The organism is Aequorivita todarodis (assembly GCF_028561335.1).
Classification (GTDB): Bacteria; Bacteroidota; Bacteroidia; order Flavobacteriales; family Flavobacteriaceae; genus Aequorivita; species Aequorivita todarodis.
Window position 1 is genome coordinate 99875 of the sequence record NZ_JAQQTG010000015.1, and the last position, 23997, is coordinate 123871.

Below are 23997 nucleotides of genomic sequence, written 5' to 3' on the forward strand. Positions count from 1 at the left end.
AATTTTTAACAATAAATAAAAATTATCGAAGAAGAATTATGCTTTTACGGGCGAAGCCAACTCTCTAATCTTGATTCGAAAAGCAGCAAAAAGAAGCGTCATAAATGGGCTGAGCCAGTTGAAAACGGCATAGCCGGCATAATGGAGGGTATCTACGCCCAGCACTCCGCTGTGATAGGCACCGCAGGTGTTCCAGGGTACCAGAACAGAAGTTACTGTTCCCGAATCCTCCAAAGTCCGTGATAGGTTTTCGGGCGCCAACCCTTTGTCTCTAAAGGCTTTGGCGTACATTTTTCCCGGAATTACAATGGCGAGATATTGATCGCTGGCCGTAACGTTCAATGCCAGACAGCTTACCACGGTGCTGGCAAACAGACCGAAGGTGGTGTGGAACAATTTTAGCAAAGCCTTGCTGATGGCGGCCAATGCCCCAATGGCATCCATGATTCCGCCAAAAGTCATTGCACAAAGTATTAACCAAATGGTATTCAGCATCCCGGACATTCCACCGGCAGAGAAAAGATCCTTTAAGGCCTCGTTTTCTGTTGGGATCGCGGTGTCAACGGTAATTGCGTTCATGATTCCCTTATATCCGTTTTCAAAGGTCAAGTAGGTTCCGCCACCAATATTGGCTACAATATCCGGTTGAAAAATTAAAGCCGCAAGGGCCCCCAGTAGTGTTCCAATCAATAAGGCTATAAGAGGAGCGGTTTTTTTTATAATAAGAAATATTACAATAAGCGGAACTATAAACAGCCAAGGACTTACGTTAATAGATTCATTTACCGCTGCCAAGATTAAATGTGTATCCGCTGTTCCCGAGGTGTCTATGTTTAGCCCAATAATTATAAATACCAGGAGCGTTACAATTAAAGTAGGAATGGTGGTATAGAGCATATATCTAATGTGGGTGAACAAATCTGTACCTGCCATGGCAGGAGCCAGGTTGGTGGTGTCGCTCAAAGGTGAAATTTTATCACCAAAGTACGCTCCCGAAAGTATTGCCCCAGCGGTCATTCCCAATGGAATGTTTAATGCGTCTGCAATCCCAATTAAAGCTATACCTACGGTAGCCGAGGTAGTCCAACTGCTGCCCGTTGCTACCGAAATAATGGCACAGATAATTACACAGGAGGCCAAAAATATGGTCGGGTTTAAAATCTGAAGACCGTAATAGATCATCGTTGGTATAATGCCGCTAATAAGCCAAGTTCCCGCCAAAGCCCCAACCATCAATAAAATTAAAATAGCTCCTGCGGTCGATTTTATGTTGATCGCCACTTCCTCCAGCATTTGGTCAAATTTCACCTTGTTGAAGAAGCCCACTATTGCCGCCACGGCCCCGCCCATTAAGAGAATGAATTGGTTGCTTCCACTCAGTGCATCATCGCCATAGGCATAGAAAACATTGTAAAAAAGCATCCCAATAAGTACAAAAACAGGAATCAGTGCCTCCCAAATATTCAGTTCTACGTTTTCAACTATCTGTTCTTCCTTTGGGTCGGTGGGTTTGATGTCTTGGCTCTGCATGAAGAAATTTTAAAATGGATTGTAATGTTACGATTTTGTATATTATTAAACAAATATCGTAGGCGCGCGATTAATCGCGCGCCTACATGTTGATTCCAACTTGCACCATACATTCCCGCATCATCTTATAAGTGCGGGCAATATCGTTGTCCAGACCTATACTGAAACGTATCAGCCCATCGCTAAGTCCCATTTCCTTTTGTTCCTCTTCGGGAATTTCAGAGGAAGTTGAAGAACCCGGCGCACTGAAAAGGGTTTTGTAAAAACCAAGACTCACGGCCAAGTACCCTAAATTGCGTTCCTGCATCAATTCCATCAATTCGTTGGCTTTATCAATTCCGCCTACGTCAATGGTCAACATTCCGCCAAAGCCGTATTCCTCGTTCATCATTTTTTTGAAAAGCTCGTGGCCCGTATGCGATTTCAATCCTGGATAAACTGTTTTTAAACCATCGGCCTCAAATTTTTCAGCTAAATACAAGGCATTCTCACTGTGCTGTTTTATTCGAATGTGAAGCGTTCGTAAATTTTTCAGAATAGAAGCCGCCCGCAGACTGTCCATTGCGGGGCCAAGCAGCATATTTGCGCCATCGTTCACGTTTCGGAGACTATCAATAAATTCCTGAGTGCCGCAGGTTACGCCGCCCATGGTGTCGCTGCTTCCGTTGATGAATTTTGTCAAGCTGTGCAAAACCACATCGGCGCCCAACTTTGCAGGAGAAATGCTCAATGGCGAAAAAGTATTGTCAACCATCAATTGCAGGCCGTGCTTTTTCGCAATTTTGGAAAGGGCCCCAATATCGGCTATTTCCAAAAGTGGATTGCTCACGGTTTCACAATAAATAATTTTTGTGTTTTCAGTAATTGAATTTTCAACTTCATCCAATTTTGTAATATCAACAAAAGAGGTTTCAATATTTAACTGTGGGGCAAAGTTTTTTAAGAAAGCATAGGTTCCCCCGTAAATGGTTCGGCTGGAAACTATGTGGTCTCCCGCTTTGCAAAGCTGAAGAATTGCTGGAGTAATTGCGCCCATTCCGCTCGCGGCAACGTTTGCGGTCTCGGTGCCTTCCATTGCGGCCAAAGCCTGCCCCAAATAGAGATTGGAAGGCGTGGAGTGGCGTGAATACAAATAACATCCTTCGGCGTTGCCTTCAAAAGTATCGAACATCGTTTTTGCGGAAAGGAAGGTATAGGTGGAAGAATCTGAAATGGAAGGATTAACGCCCCCAAATTCACCAAAGTATTGTAAATCCTGAATTTTGTCTGCTGGTTTAAAAGCCATGATAATTGTTTTAGGTTGTACGGCAAATTTGCGAAAATTTAAAGGAGTGGTCAAATATTAAATCCCAAATTCCAAATGCTGAAACAGTTTCTATCATTCCGAGTCGCTCTTTGTCAGAAAAGACGCAGACTAAGAGCCATGCTCCAAAACCTTAAAACCTTAAACTTTTAAACTCCTAAACTTTTAAACTATTCTCCAGTTATCGTACCTTTGCCACTTCATTAAAAAACACACTTTATGAGCAAATATGATGTAGCAGTAATAGGTTCGGGGCCCGGCGGTTATGTGGCGGCTATCCGTTGCGCCCAGTTGGGAATGAAAACCGCAATCATTGAAAAATACGATGTTTTGGGCGGAACTTGTCTAAACGTGGGTTGTATTCCCAGCAAGGCTTTGTTGGATTCTTCACATCATTACGAGGATGCCCTGAAGCATTTTGAGGATCACGGAATTGAAATTCCGGGCGACATAAAGTTGAATTTCAAAAAAATGATTGAGCGCAAGGCTGCGGTGGTGGACCAAACCACAAAGGGAATTGCGTTTTTGATGGATAAAAACAAAATTGATGTTTTCACCGGAATGGGCGCGTTTAAGGATGCAACCCATATTGAAATCACGAACGGTGAGAAAACTGAAACCATTGAAGCTACAAATACTATTATCGCTACGGGAAGTAAGCCTGCATCCCTTCCTTTTATAAAGTTGGATAAAGACCGAATTTTAACTTCCACAGAAGCTTTAAGCTTGAAGGAAGTTCCCAAACATCTCGTAGTTATTGGCGGCGGGGTAATTGGATTGGAATTGGGCCAAGTGTATAATCGTCTGGGTTCTGAGGTTTCCGTGGTTGAATATATGGACCGTATTATCCCAACTATGGATTCCGCCCAAAGCAAGGAATTGATGAAGGTGATGAAGAAACAAGGTGTGAAATTTTACGTTTCGCATAAAGTTTCCGCAGTTTCAAAGAAAGGAAAAGAGGTAACCGTTACGGCTACCGATAAAAACGATAAGGAAGTAACTTTCAAAGGCGATTATTGCTTGGTTTCCGTTGGAAGAAAGCCTTATACGGAAGGTTTGAAGGCTGAAAACGCTGGGGTAAAAATTACCGAACGCGGAATGATTGATGTTAACGACCACCTGCAAACAAATATTAAGAACATTTACGCCATTGGCGATGTGGTTCGCGGGGCAATGTTGGCACACAAGGCTTCGGAAGAAGGAGTTTTGGTCGCTGAAATTATTGCGGGGCAGAAGCCACATATTGATTACAATTTAATTCCCGGCGTGGTTTACACCTGGCCGGAAGTTGCTTCCGTTGGGAAAACCGAAGAGCAGCTTAAAGATGCGAAGATTGAGTATAAAAGCGGCCAGTTCCCGATGCGCGCTTTAGGAAGAAGCCGTGCAAGTGGCGATACCGATGGTTTTGTAAAAATTCTTTCCGATAAAAAAACCGATGAGGTGCTTGGAGTGCATATGGTGGGCGCGCGTGTCGCCGATTTAATCGCAGAAGCCGTTACCGCCATGGAATTCCGTGCAAGCGCCGAGGATATTGCCAGAATGAGCCACGCCCACCCAACCTATGCCGAGGCAGTAAAAGAAGCCGCCCTTGCCGCCACGGATGATAGAGCGTTGCATATCTAATAGTTCAGTTTATTTCAATAAAAAATGTCGGCAAAATCTGCCGACATTTTTTGTATAAAATACGATCAGGGAATTATTTAATAATTCCACCGCAACTTATTCTGCCACCAGCATTGCCAGTGGGTTGGGTAACGAAATCGTCCACCCCTTCGTGTACGATTACTGCTTTGCCAACAATATCTTTGTTTTCATCACCGCAGCCGATGCACCATTCGTCGGTTTGCATAGAAATTTTACCAGTACCGTCGTCGGCTACTTCAAAATTGCCTATGTCGCCTTTGTGGTATCCTTCGGCATCGCCCCATTTTCCGTGTTTGGTGTGGGTTGGATTCCAGTGGCCGCCGGAAGAGGTTCCATCTTCGGCACTACAATCTGCTTTTTCGTGGATATGTATGGCGTGCGTGCCAGGTTTTAAACCAGAGAATTTGGCCTCCATTTTCACAATTCCGTCTTCTTCCGTGAAGTAAACTTCACCTTCGGCGGTGCTTCCGCTTTTTGGCTCCATCATAACAGAAACCGTTTTGGGGGCTTCTTTCATAGCATTTTGATCTATGGAATCCATTTGGATGGAATCATTCATTCCGTCCATATTGTCCATGTCCTTTTTTTCATTTTTACAGCCTACAAATGCTGTAATGGCAAGGGCTGCAATCAATATTCCTAATTTTTTCATTTTGAAAATTTTTAATAGTTAATGTTTGTTGGTTAAATTTTAAGATTATTAAAGGTAAGATTTCAATTTGCAGCAGACAACATTTTAAAAAAATCTTAGCATTTGTTTTAGTCGGTTTTCTTTAGTTGGTAGTCGGTATTCAGAAATAATTACACATCAATCAGCCGAATATTTTATTAACCATTAATTGCCAACAGCTATTCAATAAGCTTCGTGATTATCTGTGTTTTGGAATGCAATGTTCTATGCACGGGGCATTTATCGGCAATTTCGAGCAGCTTTGCTTTTTGTTCTTCGGAAAGATTTCCTTCCAACTTTATTTCACGGGTAAAGGTGTCTATTTTGGCCGAATCTTCCTCGCAATGCTCACAATCCACCGCGTGGTCTTTCGAATAGTTGATGTGGCAAGTAACATTTTCAACTTCCCATTTCTTTCTTCGCGCATACATTTGTATGGTCATCACGGTACAGGCGGCGAGGCCCGCGGAAAGAAATTCATAAGGGGAAGGTCCAAAGTTGTTTCCGCCAAAAGAGGTTGGCTCGTCCGCAATAAAATAATGGTCGCCCAATTTTAAGTGCGTGGTAAACATTTTATCTCCATCTAAACTTGCGGCAACCTTGCTTTTACTTTGAATTTTTTCAACTGGTGGAATTTCTACATATCGCGAAGCCCAACCTGCAATCACTTCCCCCACATAATGTGAGTCCTCTTTTTTGCTCAATAAATGGTCGGCGCCGTCCAACGATACAAAACTCTTGGGATGATGCGCGGCGATATAGATTTCTTCGGCATTTTTTATTCCAACCACCCGGTCTTGCGGAGAATGCAAAATCAACAGTGCTTTTTTGAAATTGCCCACAACTTCACGCAAGGGCTTATTTTCGAGGTCGTCCAAAAACTGTTTTTTAATGGTAAAATCAATGCCGCCCAAATTTACTTTTGCCTTTCCGCTTTTGGTAATTTCGTGCGCACTATCCTTTAATAGGTGCATCACGTGCGAGGGATGGCTGGGCGAATTGATAACGGCCACCGCCTTTATCGACGGAATTCTGGCTGCGGCAAAGATTGCTGCTGCGCCCCCAAGGGAATGGCCGATAATAAGGGTGGGGGCTTTGTATTTTTTCTTTAGGAAATTTGCTGCCTCAATTAAATCTTCCACATTTCCGGAGAAATTGGTATTTTCAAAATCGCCCTCGCTTTCGCCCAAACCTGTAAAATCAAACCTTAACACCCCAAAACCCGAATCGGTAAGGGCTCGCCCCACGTTTTTAACGGCGGTCAAATTTTTGGTACACGTAAAGCAATGCGCAAAAATCACAAAATTGTGCGGTTGTTGGTTTATGGGAAGCTCCAATCGGCCTGCCAGTTGTTCTTCGTCTTTGTTTGTAAAGGAAACTTTGTGGATGTTCATGGTTTGGTTTTAGGTGGAGTGTAATTTACAGAATTTTTCAGGCAAAGCCATCAATAACTTTTCTTGTGCCACAGAAACGTTTACTTCGTTTACTTCGCCCATATATTCGCCGTCAATCTGGAAGGGAATTTTTTTGCGGGACTTGATGCTTGCCTTTTCGGTAGAAATTATTTGCACGAAGTCTGAAGACATATCGGGTTGGTCGTGCATCGTTTTAAAAATTTCAATAAAATCCAAATTCTTAAAAACCAAGACCTCAAACTTGCCGTCGTTTACCTTGCCGCGCGGGTTGATGGTGGCGCCAGTTCCAAATTTATTGGCATTGGCAATAGCCAGCAAAATACCCGAAACTTCGACTATTTCGTCTCCAGTTTTAATGGTAAAGTGAAATGGGGAATCTGAATTTATAAGCGTAGGGATAGATTGCAGGAAATAGCCGAGTTTGCCCCGCACGCCAGAGGTTTCGTAATTTTTAACCAGTTCGGCATTGATGCCCAAATCGGCGATGTGAAGGCATATTTGGCTGTTTATAAAAAGCACGTCAATTTTCATGTAGCAATCGGAAAAGGCGATGATTATCTGCTCTTCGAGAGTCTCGGGAAGGCCAAAGTTTACGGCCATTCCATTTGCCGAGCCCGCGGGAATTATTCCGAGAATAATTTCCGTTTCAAAAACACACTGCGCAACCAATGAAATCGTGCCATCGCCACCAGCGACTATAACCCGCGCGGGTTTTAAATCTTCGATAATTGATTTTATTGCCTTTTCGTCCTCTTTCCCTGTGGTTTGGTAGAGTTTGAATTGGTAGCCTTGTTTAATGGCTTCAATCTTTACGGCGTCTATAATGGTTTTCTTTTCGGAACTTCCGGCTATGGGGTTTACGACCAATAAAATATAATTTTCTGATTTCATTAGTAAAAATTGAATTTAAAAATACCTATTTTGGAAATGCTAAACCGTTAACGAAATCTCAATTAGTGAAACTTGATTTAAAACTGTACCGCGGCTATGTAAACGATGAAGAATTGGTTGTCTTCGGCCACGTCTTTAAATCCTGGGCGCCCGATAAATACAGATTGGACCGAAAGGGAATCCGGCATGCGGTGTCCGTAATCCATATGTTCCGCATAAAACCTTTGGAAAACGTTCCGGTGAAATTGAAATTTAAGAATATGGAGGTCTCTACCAAAACATTGGCTGATGGATACTTTCGATTTACCATTCCGTATTCCGAAAAGTTGGAGAGTGGCTGGCATCCGTTTCAGGTTAGTTGTGAACTTTATGACTACGGCATCGTAGAAAATTCTGAATTATTGAAGCCTTTTGAAAGCAAGGTGGGCGTAATTTCAGACATTGACGATACTTTTTTGGTTTCGCACAGCGGAAATTTTTTCAAAAAACTGTATATCCTTCTTTTTAAAAATATCAACAAACGAAAGGTTTTTGAGGATGTCGTACCGCACTACCAAGCCTTGAGCAAGGCGGGACAGGAGAACGAAACGGCTTCCAATTCCTTCTTCTATGTCTCCAGCAGCGAGTGGAACCTTTATGAATTTATCGACTCCTTTGCACGGCTCCATAAATTGCCGAAAGCCGTGATAAAACTTAAAAAGATAAAAACGGGAATCTCTGATTTTCTTTTCACTGGAAGGGGCAGTCACGACCACAAGTTTGAAAAAATAAAGGATATAATCATGTTTTATCCCAAACTGGAATATGTGCTTCTGGGCGATGATTCGCAGAAGGACCCTTATCTATATGAACGGATTGTAAAGATATTTCCCCAAAATATAAAGGCGATTTACATTCGGCAGACTTCAAAACGAAAAAAGGAGAACACCCAAGAAATTCTAAAAAATATTGAATCCATGGGCGTCTCCACTTGCTATTTTGCCAACAGCGAAAAGGCCATTGCGCATTCCGAAAACATCGGAATTATTTAAGTTTTATTATTTAACTTCGGTTGCTTCCGTTTTGCCGGTATCCATGGGAGTTTGCGTTTCACCTTTTAAATAATGGTCCAAAAATTTAAGAATCCTTCCGTAGGCTTCTATTTCGTTTTCCTTTTTTACAAAGCCGTGGCCTTCATCTTCAAAAACCACGTATTCCACGGGCACACCGTTCTTTTTAACACCTTCCACGATTTCATCCGATTCAATTTTCAGCACCCGCGGATCCTGTGCACCTTGAAGTACCATTAAAGGTTTGGTGACGTTTTCGGTATGGAACAAGGGCGAAATTTGCTTCAACCGCACGGAATCTGCCGTATTCGGGTCGCCCATTTCGGTATAGAGCGCATCCTTGAACGATGCCCACCAGGGCGGAATGCTCTTTAGGGTTCGTATCCAGTTTGTTACGCCAAAAATATTAACGCCCACCTGAAATTCATCCGGCGCATAGGTGAGGGCTGCCATCGTCATATAACCACCATAGGAACCTCCAATAATTCCAATTTTGTCTTTGTCGATAACATCTTGGCTTGCCAACCAATCTTTCCCGGCAATGCAATCTTTTAAATCCTTATCGCCGTGGTTTTGATCGTCCATTTGGAAAAAAGTTTTCCCATAGCCACTGCTTCCGCGGTTGTTTACTGCCAAGATTGCATACCCGTGGTTTACCAAATATTGGATCAGGGAGCTGAAACTTTGCCTGGATTGTCCTCCCGGTCCGCCGTGCACCCAAACCAATGCCGGCACTTTATTGTTGGCACTCGCTTGTTTGGGTTGATAATAAACTGCCGGGATTTCCAAACCGTCAAAAGATTTGAAACGAACTACTTCAGCCTTTACCAAATCATCCGGATTTATCTCCTTGTTCAAAACATTGGTAAGCTTGTGGTATTTTCCAGTTTCAATGTTATATGAATACGTATTTGTGGGAAGTTGCGAGCTGCCAACCGTTAACAATGCCATAGTTTCATCCCTTGAAAAACTTGCGGCACTTATCGCCTGCCCATCAATTTCGGGGAAATTTAATTCTTTGCCCGTCGCCACTTCGGTAACATACATCTCTGTTTTGGCGTCTTCGTTGGTAAACATAACCTGATACTTTCCGTTGTGGGTAAAGTAGAAGGCGATAATATCCCAATCCTTTTCCAAAACCTTTTCCTTGCTGCCGTCTTCAATGTTGTATTTCATCAGATAACTGAATTCCCCGTCGGCGTCGGTGGTGTAGTAAAACGACTTTCCATCGGGTGAAAAATCCTGGGGTGAATTTTTGCTCAATGTTTCGTTAATCTTGGTCTTTTGATTTGTTTTAAGATTCAGCAGAAATAAATCACTATCGTTGGTATTTACAGCTTTGGAGAGCAACATGTAATTTTTATCCGCTGAAATTCCGCCGAAATCCATGGCATCGTCATTTTTAAGAAGAAGTTTGGGTTTAAAGGTGGCAATGTCCATTTCATAAACGTCCATCATTTGTGGGTTGCGCTCGTTGCTATTGTAGTAAAAGCTTTTGCCATCCTTGGCCCAACCCTGAAAGAGCGCCCTAACGTTTTGCTCGGGCGTGAGTCTTTGAATGCCACTGCTATCCTTCACGAAGATTTTAAAAATTTCATCACCGTTGCCGTCCATTCGGAAGAGAATCCTGTCATCATTCGGAAAATAGGAAATACCGTACACCGAAGCGCTATCCGATTGGGTAATCGGCATAAAATCGCCGCCTTCCGTAGGTACAGAATACATATTGAATACCCCGGAACGATTGCTGGTTATCAAGACTTTGGATTTATCCGGTGAAAAACCATTTGCAAAAGCGTTTTCATTACCCATAAATTGCTCTATGGAATAAGTTTTTACCTCGGCAACGTCTTTTGGCTCCTCGTTTTGGTTGTTTTTGCACGCAACAAGGAGCAGGAGCGCCGAAAAAATTAAACTGAAATTTTTCATAAAGATGTGATTTGCAGGTTATACTGTTGATTTTCAAAACAAAACTAATCATTTTTGCTTTGTAAGCACTATTTGTATGCTTTGAAAGGCCTAATTTTTTGGTAGTAGTTTAACGTTTCGGCTTTTTTTATAAACAAGGATTGTTATAATTTTAGAATATGAACAAAAGAGAAGCCAAGAGCGGATTTATCTTCACGAAACACACTCCCAAAGACCAATCGCCATTTGAGAAACTTTTCGACGTTTTTCAGGAATTGATAACCCACACTTCGGGCGATTTCGACGAGGCGATGGACTGGTTAAAACAATTGGATGAGGAATATAACCTCACCACCGAAGATTATACCTTGGATGATTTCGTGGAAGACCTGAAGAAGAAGGGATATCTACGGGAAGAAATAAAGGTTGACGGTTCAAACGGTTTGGCAATCACCGAAAAAACCGAGAGGGCACTTCGGAAACGAGCGTTGGAACAAATCTTCGGAAAGCTCCGAAAAAGCGGCGCAGGAAACCATCGAACCAAGCAAACGGGCAGGGGAGATGAGCAGGCTGGCGAGTTTCGGGATTATCGTTTTGGCGATTCCTTGGAACAAATCTCGATGACGGAAAGTTTCAAAAATGCGCAGATAAATCACGGTTTGGGCGATTTCACCCTTTCCGAAAACGATTTGGTGGTTGAGGAAACCATGTACAAAACCCAAATGAGCACGGTTTTGATGATTGATATCAGCCACAGTATGATTCTTTATGGCGAAGATAGAATTACGCCCGCAAAAAAAGTGGCAATGGCGCTTTCCGAATTTATAACCACGCGCTACCCAAAAGATACCTTGGATATTTTGGTCTTCGGAAATGACGCTTGGCCCATTAAAATCAAGGATTTGCCGTATTTAAATGTTGGTCCCTATCATACCAACACCGTGGCTGGGCTGGAGTTGGCGATGGATTTATTGCGAAGAAAACGGAACACCAATAAACAGATTTTTATGATAACCGACGGAAAACCAAGCTGCGTGCGGCTTCCCGACGGCAGGTATTATAAAAACAGCAACGGTCTGGACAGTTATATTGTAAACAAATGCTACGCAATGGCCTCACAGGCAAGAAAACTCCATATCCCGATTACCACTTTTATGATTGCTGAAGACCCGTATTTAATGCAGTTTGTGGAGGAATTTACGGCAGCCAATAAGGGCAAGGCATTTTACACGGGATTAAAAGGTTTGGGGGAAATGATTTTTAGCGATTATGAAACGAATCGCAGAAAGCGGATAAAATAGTAGGCTCGCGATTTATCGTGAGCAATCGAGTTTCAATGGAAATATCTTTTGTGACCTTTGTGAAAAACATTGTGCCCTCTGTGGTTAAAAAATACAGTTAAAAAATTATGGAAATAGAAAAAATCAAAACATTTGGCGAACTCAAAAAAGCGGGTTACGAACCAAAATCAATCAAAGAAGAATTGCGAAGGAATTTGCTTCAAAAAATCATGAAGAAAGAAACGCCGTTCGTCGGAATCCACGGATATGAGCTTACCGTAATCCCAGAACTGGAACGCGCCATTCTTTCCAAACACAACATAAACCTGTTGGGGCTTCGCGGGCAGGCAAAAACCCGATTGGCACGGCAAATGGTCGGGCTTTTGGACGAATACATCCCAATTGTGGAAGGCAGCGAAATAAATGACGACCCTTTCAACCCTATTTCGCGTTATGCGAAGAACCTGATGCACGAAAAAGGTGATGATACCCCAATCGGTTGGTTGCACCGGAACGACCGCTTTTCAGAAAAACTTGCGACGCCCGATGTTACCGTGGCAGATATCATAGGCGATGTGGACCCTATAAAAGCCGCAAACCTAAAATTGACCTATGCTGACGACCGCGTGATTCATTTTGGGATGATTCCTCGAAGCAACCGTTGTATTTTTGTAATCAACGAATTGCCCGACTTGCAGCCGCGAATTCAGGTGGCACTTTTCAATATTTTGCAGGAAGGCGATGTTCAGATTCGTGGCTTTGCCGTGCGATTGCCGTTGGATATTCAGTTTGTTTTCACAGCAAACCCCGAGGATTATACAAACCGTGGGAGCATTGTTACCCCATTGAAGGATAGAATTGGCTCCCAAATTTTGACCCACTATCCCGAGGATATCGAAACGGCTCGAACGATAACGGAACAGGAAACGGCAGAGGCCGTCAAAGCAAAAGAAAACGTTTATGTGCCCGATTTGGCAAAGGACATTTTGGAACAGATAAGTTTTGAGGCGCGAGAAAATCATTTTATCGATGCCAAAAGTGGCGTGAGCGCCCGTTTGAGTATTACCGCTTTTGAAAATCTATTGAGCACGGCGGAAAGAAGGGCCTTGCGAAATGGCGAGGAAAAAACAAGTGTGCGCTTGGGCGATTTTGTCGGCATCATTCCTTCCATAACCGGCAAGATTGAACTGGTGTACGAGGGGGAGCAGGAAGGCGTTTCACAGGTTGCGCAGCAATTGATTGCGGATGCCGTGAATACTATTTTTAAGGAGAAATTTCCGAAGATAGAAAAGTTAACGAAAGAAAGTGACCCAGATCCGTACGCCGAAATAGTTGCCTGGTTTTTTGAGGAGAATGATTTTGAATTGCTCGATTCCTATTCCGATGAGGAATATAAGAATGAGCTGGACCGAATCATTCCGTTGCAACAATTGATAGAAAAATACCAGCCCGAAACCCCAAAACAGGACAGCTACTTTTTAAAGGAAGTAATTCTGTGGGCATTGGCCGAAAATAAAAAACTGAGCAGATTCAGTTTAGGCAATGGTTTGCACTTCAAGGATTTGTACGGAAGTTATATCAGCGGACTTTAAATTTGGAAAGTTTCATCGTAAAAAAAACCGCCATTCTTTAAAGGAGTGGCGGTTTTTACGTTTTTAAGCGAGTATTAAATATTTGGAATCACCAATTCATCGCCCGGATGGATCAGGTCTGCAGATTTCAACTTGCCTTTGTTCGCTTCGTAAATGGCATTGTACTTATTGGCATCGCCGTAGTAGTGCTTTGCAATTTTGCTCAACGATTCTCCACTCTTTACGGTGTGGTGGGCATAGGCCGAAGTGTCGGCAACTTTAATGTCGGCCATAATATCGGTTGGGTTTTCGCCGCCCACGCGTTTTATTTCGTCCCAAAGAAGATTTTTTTCATACTGGTTTTTGGCTGTGCCCCAGACTTTGAGTTGGCCGTTTTCTTCTTTTACATCCCCGTTTTGGATGTTTAGCTTTTCACCTAAATCCAAGACGCTTTGGTATTTTGATTTGATCATTTTGTAAAAAATTTTAAAATTAATTCTTAAAGATACAATTTTATAGCGTTCATTTTCCCCATTGGCAAAATTTTAATAATATGTCCATTTAATTGTTATTCTTCTTAAAAATTTACAAAAAGTTTAACTAAAGATTAATTTCAATTGTGAAAAAGTTCACTGCGCTTGAAATATCTTTGGTGGAAACTTTAAATCAACAAAAACTATTATGAAACTAAGAACAATCGTAATGTCTCTTGCAGTAGTAACAATGCTTTTTGCAAGCTGTGAAGACTCAAAAAAGAAAGAAGCTGAGGCTCAGGCCCAAGCTGAACAGATGCGCATGGAGCGCGAAAAGGATTCCTTGATGAAAGTTGAGGCGGACAACCAAGCAAAAATGGCCGAAATGGAGGCCAATTCAATTGCTGCTAAAGCAATGGGCAATGCAGATTTGTCAACCTTGGTAAGTGCCCTTCAGGCTGCCGATATGGCGCAGACACTGAAAGGCGAAGGGGAATATACCGTTTTTGCACCTACAAATGATGCTTTCGCCAACTTGCCAAAAGGTAAATTGGACGAATTGATGAAACCGGAAAACAAAGCCAAACTTCAGGAATTGCTTAAATACCACGTTGTTTCCGGAAAATGGACTTCTGCGGACCTGATGGCCAAAATCAAGGAAGCCAATAACAAGTTTGAAGTAACCACTATGGACGGTGAAAATATTACCCTTTCCGAAAAAAATGGCAAAGTGATGGTAAAAGATGCTAAGGGCAATAATGCTTCGGTGACCTCCGACCAAATGGACGCCTCAAACGGTGTTGTATATACTGTTGACAAGGTTTTGATGCCTACAACAAAAATTTAATCACAAGTAAGTGAAAAGCAAAAACCCCTTAATTGGGGTTTTTTTTATGTAGAATTTTGTCCCGAGATATTTAAGTTTTTTCAAATCTTCAATAAATGTTATTTGTTGATTTGCTCAGAATTCACATAGAAATCCCTTTTTATTTCCATTGTTTTAATGGCCGATGAAAATTTCTTGGTTTTCCATTCTGCAGTAGGGTAGATCCATTCTTCTTTTCCGTTAACGACTGCTATTACCGGCATATCAAAGTTTTTTACGATATCTGAATAACGAAATTTTAAACTTTTTCCATCAATTGAATATTCAATTTTTGGAACCATGGTGGTCCGTAGATATTGGTTAAAAAATTCAGTAAGGTCTATTCCGCTTTTTTTACTGATAAAATCTTCAATCTGTTTCGTAGTTACGGTTTGATGATAAAATTCCTTATTTAAACCGCGAAGGATATTTCGCCATTTTTCGTCATCGTCAATGAGTTGCCGAATGTTGTGGAGCATATTTCCGCCTTTGTAATACATATCGCCGCTTCCCGAATTGTCAACATTATACTGCCCAATAATTGGACTTTGGTTCATAATCTTTTTTCGGGTACCAATAACGTATTCCGAAGAAGCCTTTTTTCCGTAGTAATAGTCCAAGTAAAGATTTTCGGAATAATTGGTAAATCCTTCGTGGATCCACATATCGGCCACATCTTTGTTGGTAATGCTGTTCGCAAACCATTCGTGCCCGCTTTCGTGGATGATTATAAAATCGAACTTCAGGCCCCAACCCGTGCCGGAGAGGTCGCGGCCCAAATAGCCATTTTCAAATTTGTTGCCGTATGTTACGCTGCTTTGGTGCTCCATTCCCAAATATGGGGCTTCCACCAGCTTGTAGCCGTCTTCGTAAAAAGGATAGGGGCCAAACCAATGCTCAAAAGCTTCCATCATCATCGGAGCCTGTTTGAATTGTTCCTTTGCCTTCGCCTCATTTTCCCGAAGTACGTAATAATCCATATCCAGCGGACCTTTTTCGCCTTTGTACTTTTCGCCCCAATGTACATAATCGCCAATGTTGATGTCCACGCCATAAGCGTTTATGGGGTTTACCACTTGCCATACCCAGGTTTTTGTAGTATCGGTTTCAATTACTTTAATCAATCTTCCGTTGCTAACGTCCATCAAATCCTTTGGCGTTGTTACTGAAATGGTAACCCCATTATCGGGCTCTTCGGAAGGATGGTCCTTCAAGGGCCACCAAACGCTGGAGCCGATTCCTTGGTTGCTCGTTGCAATAAAATGCTTGCCATTGCTGTCCTTGCTCCAAGTAAAACCGCCATCCCAAGGCGGACGTCTTGCTACGATTGGTTTTCCTGAGAAGTAAATTGTAATTTTCTCTTCCTTTCCTTTTTCCTGTTTCTTCTGAAGTTTTAAAAAATGGGCATTTCCTTCGGAAGTATAAAAAATCTCTTTTCCGTCTTGGAGTATTTTATCAATCTTCATCGGTGCTTGCAGGTCAATCTGCATAACCTCCTTTGGCTCCAAAACTTTATAGGAAATGGTATTGCTGCCCTCAATGGTTTTTTCGGAGGGATTCACCTTTACCTTTAAATCGTAATGGGTAACATCCCACCAAGCACGCTCGGGGGTGATGCTTCCTATAAGTGTATCGGCGCGGGTGAATTTCTTTTGGGGAAAAACTGAAGTAACCCATAGAAAACAGATTGAAATAAATAATAATTTTTTAAGCATAATAATTTTATTAAATCACATCCCGATAGCTATCGGGACACAAATCACAAATCACAAATCACGATAGCCTTGTTTTTATCTTGATTTCCTTTTTTCTACAATTGCGGAAAAAATCTTTTTTAACTCATCCGCTTCATTTATTAATTCGACCAACTTAATAGAATGTTGGTTATTAAATTCATTTTGTAACAATTTTAACCAAAGAAGCGATTCTTTTGCTTCCTTCCGGCATATTTTTATTCTAAAATCAAAATCTTTATCACTTATATGTTCATTGGATTCTATATAATTGGCAGCAACTGACCCTGAAGACCGGATTAACTGCTTGCCATCCTCAATGTTTGCTATACTTTTTTGAAGCGAATAGATTAAATTCCGAGCTGATTTTGCAAACAAAAAGGTTCTAACTTCCAAATCATAAGGTTTTTCCATAAATAAACTTTTTCAATCCTTTTTACGGTTTGTGATTTGAGATTTGTTTTTTGAGATTTCTATCTAAATACTGAATTTGGAAACACAACAACGCTTTCAAAACCATCTTTTCCAACGGAAGCTACTCCGAAAAAATAGTTGTCAATCACAATACCTTCCAAGGTAAATTCTGAAACATCGCCTACGTATCGGCTGTGGTCCCAAGTTGGACTTGTGGTATCGCGCCAATAAATTTTATAACCCACTGCGCCATCAACTTTGTCCCATTTCAGCTTTGCGGAAGGCTCTACAATGCCGCCAATGGCAACGTTTGTTGGCGCAGGGGGCGCCCACGCAAGACTGGCCAGATTTATGGCGTTCACCGCTGTGAGCTTGGCGGCGTAATCGAAGTTTACAAATTTCAGTTTGTCGCCGTATTCTATTCCGTTTTCAGTGCGGATGTCTTGGTGCTGCTGATTGTAATTTTCGTGTGCTTCCATAATCCTGATTCCGGCCCAGCCCAAATCGTTAAAGGGACGATGGTGGCCGCCGCGACCAAAACGGTCCAATCTATAAATCATCATTGGGTTCATTTCTGGCATATATGTCTGCGTAGTCTTAAGAACATAACGGGCAAGTTGGCGCGAAATGCCGTCAACCTCGCCACCATAAAAGCGTCGCATTTGTCGCTCGCGTTCTGTTTCTGTGGGAGGAACGGGCTCGCTGAAAATCCTAAAATCGCGATTGCTTATTACGCCGTCCACGCCTTTTATGTTGCCAATCATATCGTTATTGAAAACGCCAATGATTTCCCAGCCTTGTGCTTTGGCATAGTCTGCAAAACCTTTACCGCCGAAAAGTCCCTGTTCCTCGCCGCTTAAACCTAAATAGATAATACTGCTTTCAAATTTATATTTTGAGAGAACCCGTGCCGCTTCAATGGTTCCGGCCATTCCGCTGGCATTGTCGTTGGCACCGGGTGCATCTTTGGTGAAATCGCTGCCGTCGCTATTTCGGGAGTCGATATCGCCACTCATAATGATGTAGCGGTTGGGATATTTTGTGCCTTTTTGAACAGCGGCCACGTTTACAATCCAAGTATCCTTCGGAATGCGGTCATTGCCTTCAGCTTTTACGAAATCCTTTTGGTAGAAAACATTTAGGCAATCGTTACAATCTTTTGAAATGGTCTCGAATTCCCTTTTAATCCATCTTCGGGCAGCCCCGATTCCACGGGTATTGCTTACGGTATCGCTAAATGTGTTGCGTGTGCCGAAGTTGGCAAGCGTGGTGATGTCTGCCCCAATCCGTTCCGCAGAAACCGAGTTGATGATTTCATAAATTTTCTGATTGGTTTGGGAAAATATGGAAAACGAAATAGTTAGACTGACAATTAGAAAAAGACTTTTCATCTAAGGAAATTTTTGTTTAAAAATACCAAAAAGAAAAGCAAAGACCTACAAGCTCGATAAAAACCTTTTTAGTGATAAAATTTCTGCTGAAAGATTTAGCGATTTAAGTATATATTAAAACAATGCTGAAGTTTTATCTAAATCGATTTGTTGTGAAAAGTTGGATATCTGATTCTGAAAGTCCGACTTTGGTTTTTAAAATCTCCACATATTCGTCAGCGGTGTAAAGCGGATAATCCGTGCCGAAAACTATTCTGTCCTTGCCCAATTTATCGATATATCGTTTCAAGTCTGCAAATTCCGTATCGGTTAGTTTTTTTACGCCTTCACTGTTTTTGTCAAGTGCCACGCCGGAAATGTCAAACAAAATGGAATGTTTTCTTAAAATTTCACTTTTGGAAAAAAGCGATATAAAAGTATCCAAAACATTCTTGGTTTTTTGGTTGAAGCCGCCCGAAGTCCCGAAATGCGCGATGGTAAGTTTGACGGGCGGTAAATCTCTTAAAATGGAATCTACAAGTATTTCAACATCTGTTTCACCAAATTTAGGGTGCGAATTGTCAAAATGTAAGAGTATGGGCAGCTTGCTTTGGGCGGCCAATTTAAACACTGGGATTACTTTTTCTAAATGCGCCGGCTCGGTAAGATATACTTGGGAAGCATTAAAATGTAATTTTAGGCCGCTTTGCGTGTTTTTTGCCAAACATCGCTCCATTTCTTCCAAAGCGTATTCCTTTAGTGGGTCAATGGCAAAATAGGGTATTATTCTTTTTGGGTATTTTTTTGAAGCGTTAAAAAGATAATCATTCTCCCGCTGGAGTGCTTCATAGTTGTCTTTTCCCTTATAAAACTCTGGACTTCCATAAACGTAGCCCATTCCAATAAGTGCAATGGTGGTTGCTCCATTTCTCTTTAAAATGCTATCAATATTTGAATAATGGTAGTCTTCTTTGGAAAAAGGAATGCCAAGCGCCTTCCAATCCACAATGAGTTTTGGGCTCATAATATGAACGTGGCCATCGTACCATATTTTTATGCGCTTCTTTTTTCCTGCGTTTGGGATTACGGCAGAACAGGAAAGCAATACAATTATCATCCACAAATAATTGAAGATATGGATTCTTTTCATCGATTAATAGGGGTTGGCTTCATAACTTGTATTTTTTTTAAGGCCGTGCGGATTTGGACTGGTATTGTTAAAATTATGTGGAATGGATTCGTAAGGGTACTGCCAACTGCCGGGACGCGTAACCACAAAATGCAGATGTGGATAGCCGGCCAGGCCTGTAGCACCGCTCTTTCCGATGGTATCAGCTTGCGAGACTATATCTCCTATCTCTACCAAAGCCCCGTTTAATGTTAGGTGCATATATTGGGCAAAGGAGCCGTCGTCGTGTTTTATGACCACCAAATTATTTGGAAATTCATAATCCAGGCCGCTTTCCTCAACCTGGACCACCGTCCCCGCACGCGAAGCTGTTATTATGGAGCTAATAACCATATTGAAATCCGTTGCAAATTGATCTGGTTGGCCTTCGCTGTGGTAGGAACCGCTACATTGGCTTAAACCCGTCCTAAATGTTTTACCCACGGGATAGGGCAGAACGTAGGCCGAGGTTTCCCAATCGGGATAATCCGCGTTCGGACAACCAACTTTTTCTGAACCTGTATTTGTGTGGTTAGTGTTCTGGTTTTCCGAAGCAGGATCTTGGGAGTCTTGATTTTCTGAACATTCTGAAATTAAAAACAGTATTGGAATAAGCAGGGCAACTATTTTCATAATTGGAATATTTGTTTGGTTTAAATGTAGTTAGCCATAATTTGTAGCAGCTTTAAATAAACCTTTTTTCAGTAAATAATAATTATATTTAAGCAATTTAGCTCCAACGTTCCATATTTTTGAAGGGTGGAAATACTCCGGGTTTTAATATTTTTATATTGCTTTCTGGGAATTTTTATTTCCGGAGGGCTGTTCTTTTATAAACGGAGTGTGGCCAATATTTCCTTGGCCTTGTTTATACTTTTTTTCACGCTGGAACAGTTGGATTTTCTATACACCACCAGCCCTTTACTGGAACAATACCCTCAATATTTTTTGATTATTTACCCAATCTGCTTATTATTTGGCCCATCTCTTTGGATTCATTTTAAATATGTAAAAAGCCCAGAAAGGAAATTCCAAGTTTGGGATTTGGCACATATGATTCCTTTTTTACTCTTTATTCTAATTTTTATGGTCCCATTATTTAGGTTTTCAGGGGCAGAAAGACTGGCGTATTCCCAGGCTAATTTTATGGAGAAGATGATGCCGCTCAACTATCTGCGCACCACGCACGTAAGTATTTATGGTTTTGTGATGGTTTATTTTATTGTGAAAGAAAGGATATATAAAATGAAGAAACAGGGAATTTATCTCACTATAATTGTGGCTATTTACTTTGTTTCGGCAATTTTGCAGAGTTACCTCACATCTTTTGCAGATAGCTATCGGCAGTTTGTAATTTACTTTTTCATCGCTTCCACCATAATTCTGATTTCGGGATTTATACTTTATGCATATCCGAATATTTTGCAGCAAATCCATCAAAAATATTTCAGCAGCAATCTAAACGAGAAGGAACGAAAACGGATCGCCCAGAAAATAGGGCAATTGGAGTCTGGGGAAAAATTCTTTTTGAACAGCGCAATCGATCTAAAAAGTTTTTGCGAAATGATAGGCGAGCGGCCACACTACGTCTCCCAGGTTTTTTCGGAGGAATTCAATACCTCGTTTTCCAATTTCATAAATGAAAAAAGGGTGGAATACGCAAAACAAATGTTGCAAAACCCTGAATTCGACAACCTAAAAATTCTGGCCATCGCCTTTGATTCGGGCTTTAACAACAACGTAACGTTCAACAAGGCATTTGTAAAATTCTGCGGAATGACTCCGGGAAAATTCAGAAAACACTCCCGAAAAAATAGTTAGTTTTCCTCAGCAACGAGCGCCAATTTCCTACCATCGGGGCTAATGGCCATACGGCTAATGTTTTTTATACCATAATCGCTTAAGGAAGCCACTTTGTTCCATTCGGGCTCGCCGAGGGTGTCGTACATAAACAGACTGCTACCGCTACCCACCAAAATCTGCGTGTCGTTTATCCAAACATAATCCTGAATTCCAATGGGCAACTGGGTCACGAAAAAATTTTCCAGCGAATCCATATCCAAAAGATAAAGGTCCAAATTTCCTTCATCGTTAACCAGGGTATAGCTCATCGTATTTGTTTTTGGAACTTTTTGAAGCGAACGGCCGGCATTGTAAAACAGAGTATCGGCAGTTTTTGAAGCCACATCGATTAGCACCAAATCCATTTTATCGCCATCCAAAACCGTGGCGAGCATTTTTTTGTCGTTGTAAAAGGCAAAATATGCAACTTGCAAATCTTTTATAATTTCTGAAGACTTGCCCGTAGCCGGACTGTAACGATACAACCGCTGCAAGCCATCTTTGTCCAATCTCACGGCAGCCACGTCTTCATTTGAAGGAAATTTTTGTGGCGAATATTCGCCGCCCTCGGTTTTTTGATTGACCCACTTTTGAAGCTTTGAAGTCAAATCATATTCTGAAATATCTGTCTGCCCATTATTATTTCCGGCAAAAACAAGTTTTTCATTTGAAATGAAGGAAGGCTGATTGTCGTAACCTTCGTTATTTGAAATATTTCGGGCGTTTAGCACTTGCAACCCTTCGTATGCGGGCGCAATATCAAAAACATATACTTCGGTGTTTTCTTGTGCAAATGTGAAAGGGGAAGTGGCGAGGATAAAAAGGAAAAGGAGCTTTTTCATTACAAATCATTTTTCTTCAAAAATAGCAAAGTCTGCGCCATAAAAAAGAAAACCACGGATTCAAAACTAACTTTAGCATTTATTTGAGAAATCCCTAAAAAAAGACCCCAAAGGTTTCAAAAACCTTTGGGGTCCGGTATAGTCAATACACTTTTAGAAAGGATATGTATTTTCAGCAATTACCTTATGGGCAATCGTTCGTCTCAACTCACCTATGTTCGGCATGTTTTGATATTTGGTGAAACGCTTAAGCCCCATCAGCATCGCGCGTTGCTCATCACCTTCGGCAAAGGAAAGAATGGATTCCTTGGCTTTTACGGTAATTATGTCAACGGCGTGATAAAGGTACAATTGCGACATTGCAATTTGTTCCTTTTGCGAATCCTCGCCGAAACGTTTTGCGTTTTTTTCCGTTCTCAATATTGCGCTTTCGGCCATATAGATTTCAATCAATATATCGGCGGCCGCCATTAGTGTTTGTTGGTGTTCCTCCAATTCGGTTCCGTATTTTTGAACGGCGCTTCCGGCAACCATTAAGAATACTTTTTTCAGTTTGGCGATCATCGCCTTCTCCTCTGAAAGCAATTCCGAAAAGTCCGGAGTTTCAAAGGAAGGGATTCCCATCAATTCCTCTGCCACTGCCTGCGCCGGATTCAACAAATCTACGTGGCCCTTCATCGCTTTTTTGACGAGCATTCCCACGGCCAACATTCTGTTTATTTCGTTTGTTCCTTCGTAAATACGGGCAATACGAGCATCGCGCCAGGCAGATTCCATAGGAGTATCTGCACTGTAACCCATTCCACCGTAAATCTGTATGCCTTCATCGCTACAATTTTGAATATCTTCGGAAACGGCTACTTTCAAAATGGAGCACTCAATGGCGTATTCCTCGACCCCTTTCAATTCGGCTTCTTGGTGGCTATTGCCAGCTTTTACGCGAAGCGCGATTCGGTCCTCAATATTTTTTCCGGCACGGTAGCTGGCGCTTTCGCCTACGTATGCGCTGGTTGCCATCTCGGCAAGTTTCAGTTTTATTGCCCCGAAGGAAGAGATGGGCACGCCAAACTGAACCCGTTCATTCGCATATTTCACGGCGTTGGCAATTACCCGGCGTTGCGCGTCCAGACTGGCGGCGGCGAGTTTTATACGACCCACGTTCAGGGCGTTCATCGCAATCTTGAACCCTTCGCCGCGCTCGCCGAGCATATTTTCAACCGGAACTTTGGTATCACTGAAGAAAACCTGGCGGGTAGAGGAGGAGTGGATTCCGAGTTTATTTTCTTCCTCGCCCATTGAAATTCCGTTCTCAGGATCATTTTCAACAATAAACCCGGTGATGTACTTGTCATCCTCAATTCTGGCAAATACAATCATGGTATGGCAGAAACCTGAATTGGAAATCCACATTTTTTGGCCGCTGATTTTGTAATATTTTCCATCATCGGAAAGCACCGCTTTGGTTTTACCGCTGTTGGCATCACTTCCCGCGCCGGGTTCCGTCAGGGCATAAGCGCCAAACCATTCGCCTGTGGCGAGTTTTGGGACGTATTTTTTCTTTTGCTCCTCGGTGCCGTAAAGGGTGATAGGCAATGTTCCAATACCTGTGTGGGCGCCAAAAGCCGTGGCAATGGAGCCCGTAGCACCTGAAATATAGTCACAGACCAACATGGTCGTGGTAAAGCTCATACCGAGTCCACCGTATTCTTCGGGTACGGCTACACCGAGCAAACCGAGTTCCCCGGCTTTTTTCATGATTTCCTCGGTAAGTTCATAATCTTTATGCTCAAACCGTTCTTTTTTGGGCCAGATTTCGCGATCTACAAATTCCTTCACGGAATCGCGCATCATTTTTTGTTCTTCGGAAAAATCTTCGGGTGTGAAGACGTCTTCGGCTTTGGTTTCCTTTACGAGAAATTGTCCTCCTCGAAGTAATTCGTTATTTTTTGTTTCAGTTGCGCTCATATTTTTTTAATTTGACGTAGGACGGTAAGACATAAGACGTAAGACTTAAGTTGCCATCACTATT

At 42.0% G+C, this 23997-nt stretch carries 20 protein-coding genes; 6 read left to right on the top strand and 14 right to left on the bottom strand.

Features of this window, described 5'->3' with window-relative positions:
• Positions 1 to 36: 36 nt before the first annotated feature.
• Positions 37 to 1530, bottom strand: a complete 1494-nt coding sequence (gene nhaC, locus POV26_RS05595; RefSeq protein ID WP_272855486.1) for a Na+/H+ antiporter NhaC — start codon at positions 1528 to 1530, stop codon at positions 37 to 39.
• A gap of 82 nt (positions 1531 to 1612) precedes the next feature.
• Complete coding sequence (locus POV26_RS05600; RefSeq protein ID WP_272855487.1) at positions 1613 to 2815, bottom strand: aminotransferase class I/II-fold pyridoxal phosphate-dependent enzyme; 1203 nt, start codon at positions 2813 to 2815, stop codon at positions 1613 to 1615.
• 237 nt (positions 2816 to 3052) lie between these two features.
• Between POV26_RS05600 and lpdA the strand changes: the two genes are divergently transcribed.
• The gene (gene lpdA, locus POV26_RS05605) at positions 3053 to 4456 is read left to right on the top strand and encodes a dihydrolipoyl dehydrogenase (RefSeq protein ID WP_272855488.1); all 1404 of its coding nucleotides are present in this window, start codon (positions 3053 to 3055) and stop codon (positions 4454 to 4456) included.
• Positions 4457 to 4529: 73 nt separating this feature from the next.
• Here the strand turns inward: lpdA and POV26_RS05610 are convergent, their stop codons facing one another.
• From POV26_RS05610 to POV26_RS05620, 3 genes are all read right to left on the bottom strand, one after another.
• Positions 4530 to 5129 carry a superoxide dismutase family protein gene (locus tag POV26_RS05610; protein ID WP_272855489.1) on the bottom strand — a complete coding sequence of 200 codons (600 nt, stop codon included), beginning with the start codon at positions 5127 to 5129 and terminating at the stop codon, positions 4530 to 4532.
• A 197-nt stretch (positions 5130 to 5326) separates the two neighbouring features.
• On the bottom strand, positions 5327 to 6541 hold the full coding sequence (locus POV26_RS05615) for a bifunctional alpha/beta hydrolase/OsmC family protein (protein WP_272855490.1): 1215 nt from the start codon (positions 6539 to 6541) through the stop codon (positions 5327 to 5329).
• Between the two features lie 9 nt (positions 6542 to 6550).
• On the bottom strand, positions 6551 to 7453 hold the full coding sequence (locus POV26_RS05620) for a diacylglycerol/lipid kinase family protein (protein ID WP_272855491.1): 903 nt from the start codon (positions 7451 to 7453) through the stop codon (positions 6551 to 6553).
• A gap of 65 nt (positions 7454 to 7518) precedes the next feature.
• Here POV26_RS05620 and POV26_RS05625 point away from each other — a divergent pair, with 65 nt between their 5' ends.
• Complete coding sequence (locus POV26_RS05625) at positions 7519 to 8484, top strand: App1 family protein (protein ID WP_272855492.1); 966 nt, start codon at positions 7519 to 7521, stop codon at positions 8482 to 8484.
• A gap of 6 nt (positions 8485 to 8490) precedes the next feature.
• On the opposite strand, the gene POV26_RS05630 is transcribed toward POV26_RS05625, so the two are convergent.
• Complete coding sequence (locus tag POV26_RS05630) at positions 8491 to 10431, bottom strand: S9 family peptidase (protein ID WP_272855493.1); 1941 nt, start codon at positions 10429 to 10431, stop codon at positions 8491 to 8493.
• 158 nt (positions 10432 to 10589) lie between these two features.
• On the opposite strand from POV26_RS05630, the gene POV26_RS05635 reads away from it, so the two are divergent.
• Together POV26_RS05635 and POV26_RS05640 are read left to right on the top strand one after the other, a co-directional pair.
• Positions 10590 to 11711 (top strand): vWA domain-containing protein, encoded by a 1122-nt coding sequence (locus POV26_RS05635; protein ID WP_272855494.1) that lies wholly within the window; start codon positions 10590 to 10592, stop codon positions 11709 to 11711.
• A gap of 107 nt (positions 11712 to 11818) precedes the next feature.
• Entirely contained in the window at positions 11819 to 13282 is a 1464-nt protein-coding gene (locus tag POV26_RS05640; protein WP_272855495.1) for a MoxR family ATPase, read from the top strand.
• A 74-nt stretch (positions 13283 to 13356) separates the two neighbouring features.
• On the opposite strand, the gene POV26_RS05645 is transcribed toward POV26_RS05640, so the two are convergent.
• Entirely contained in the window at positions 13357 to 13734 is a 378-nt protein-coding gene (locus tag POV26_RS05645; RefSeq protein ID WP_272855496.1) for a LysM peptidoglycan-binding domain-containing protein, read from the bottom strand.
• A gap of 208 nt (positions 13735 to 13942) precedes the next feature.
• Between POV26_RS05645 and POV26_RS05650 the strand changes: the two genes are divergently transcribed.
• On the top strand, positions 13943 to 14581 hold the full coding sequence (locus POV26_RS05650) for a fasciclin domain-containing protein (protein WP_272855497.1): 639 nt from the start codon (positions 13943 to 13945) through the stop codon (positions 14579 to 14581).
• Positions 14582 to 14679: 98 nt separating this feature from the next.
• Here POV26_RS05650 and POV26_RS05655 read toward each other — a convergent pair whose 3' ends face one another.
• The 5 genes from POV26_RS05655 to POV26_RS05675 form a co-directional block, all read right to left on the bottom strand.
• The gene (locus POV26_RS05655) at positions 14680 to 16314 is read right to left on the bottom strand and encodes a M1 family metallopeptidase (protein ID WP_272855498.1); all 1635 of its coding nucleotides are present in this window, start codon (positions 16312 to 16314) and stop codon (positions 14680 to 14682) included.
• A gap of 75 nt (positions 16315 to 16389) precedes the next feature.
• A complete protein-coding gene (locus POV26_RS05660) occupies positions 16390 to 16746 on the bottom strand; it encodes a four helix bundle protein (RefSeq protein ID WP_272855499.1) in 357 nt (118 codons plus the stop codon).
• 59 nt (positions 16747 to 16805) lie between these two features.
• Positions 16806 to 18137 carry a M28 family metallopeptidase gene (locus POV26_RS05665; RefSeq protein ID WP_272855500.1) on the bottom strand — a complete coding sequence of 444 codons (1332 nt, stop codon included), beginning with the start codon at positions 18135 to 18137 and terminating at the stop codon, positions 16806 to 16808.
• A gap of 133 nt (positions 18138 to 18270) precedes the next feature.
• Positions 18271 to 19266: an amidohydrolase family protein gene (locus POV26_RS05670; protein WP_272855501.1), complete on the bottom strand. Its 996-nt coding sequence runs from the start codon at positions 19264 to 19266 to the stop codon at positions 18271 to 18273.
• A gap of 3 nt (positions 19267 to 19269) precedes the next feature.
• Positions 19270 to 19917, bottom strand: coding sequence for a M23 family metallopeptidase (locus POV26_RS05675; RefSeq protein ID WP_272855502.1), 648 nt, complete (start codon positions 19915 to 19917; stop codon positions 19270 to 19272).
• Positions 19918 to 20370: 453 nt separating this feature from the next.
• On the opposite strand from POV26_RS05675, the gene POV26_RS05680 reads away from it, so the two are divergent.
• Positions 20371 to 21105, top strand: a complete 735-nt coding sequence (locus POV26_RS05680) for a helix-turn-helix domain-containing protein (protein WP_272855503.1) — start codon at positions 20371 to 20373, stop codon at positions 21103 to 21105.
• On the opposite strand, the gene POV26_RS05685 is transcribed toward POV26_RS05680, so the two are convergent.
• Both POV26_RS05685 and POV26_RS05690 read right to left on the bottom strand, forming a co-directional pair.
• Positions 21102 to 21968 (bottom strand): TolB-like translocation protein, encoded by an 867-nt coding sequence (locus POV26_RS05685; RefSeq protein WP_272855504.1) that lies wholly within the window; start codon positions 21966 to 21968, stop codon positions 21102 to 21104. The two genes, POV26_RS05680 and POV26_RS05685, sit on opposite strands and share 4 nt — an antisense overlap.
• Positions 21969 to 22121: 153 nt before the next feature.
• Positions 22122 to 23933, bottom strand: coding sequence for an acyl-CoA dehydrogenase family protein (locus POV26_RS05690; RefSeq protein ID WP_272855505.1), 1812 nt, complete (start codon positions 23931 to 23933; stop codon positions 22122 to 22124).
• Positions 23934 to 23997 lie beyond the last annotated feature (64 nt).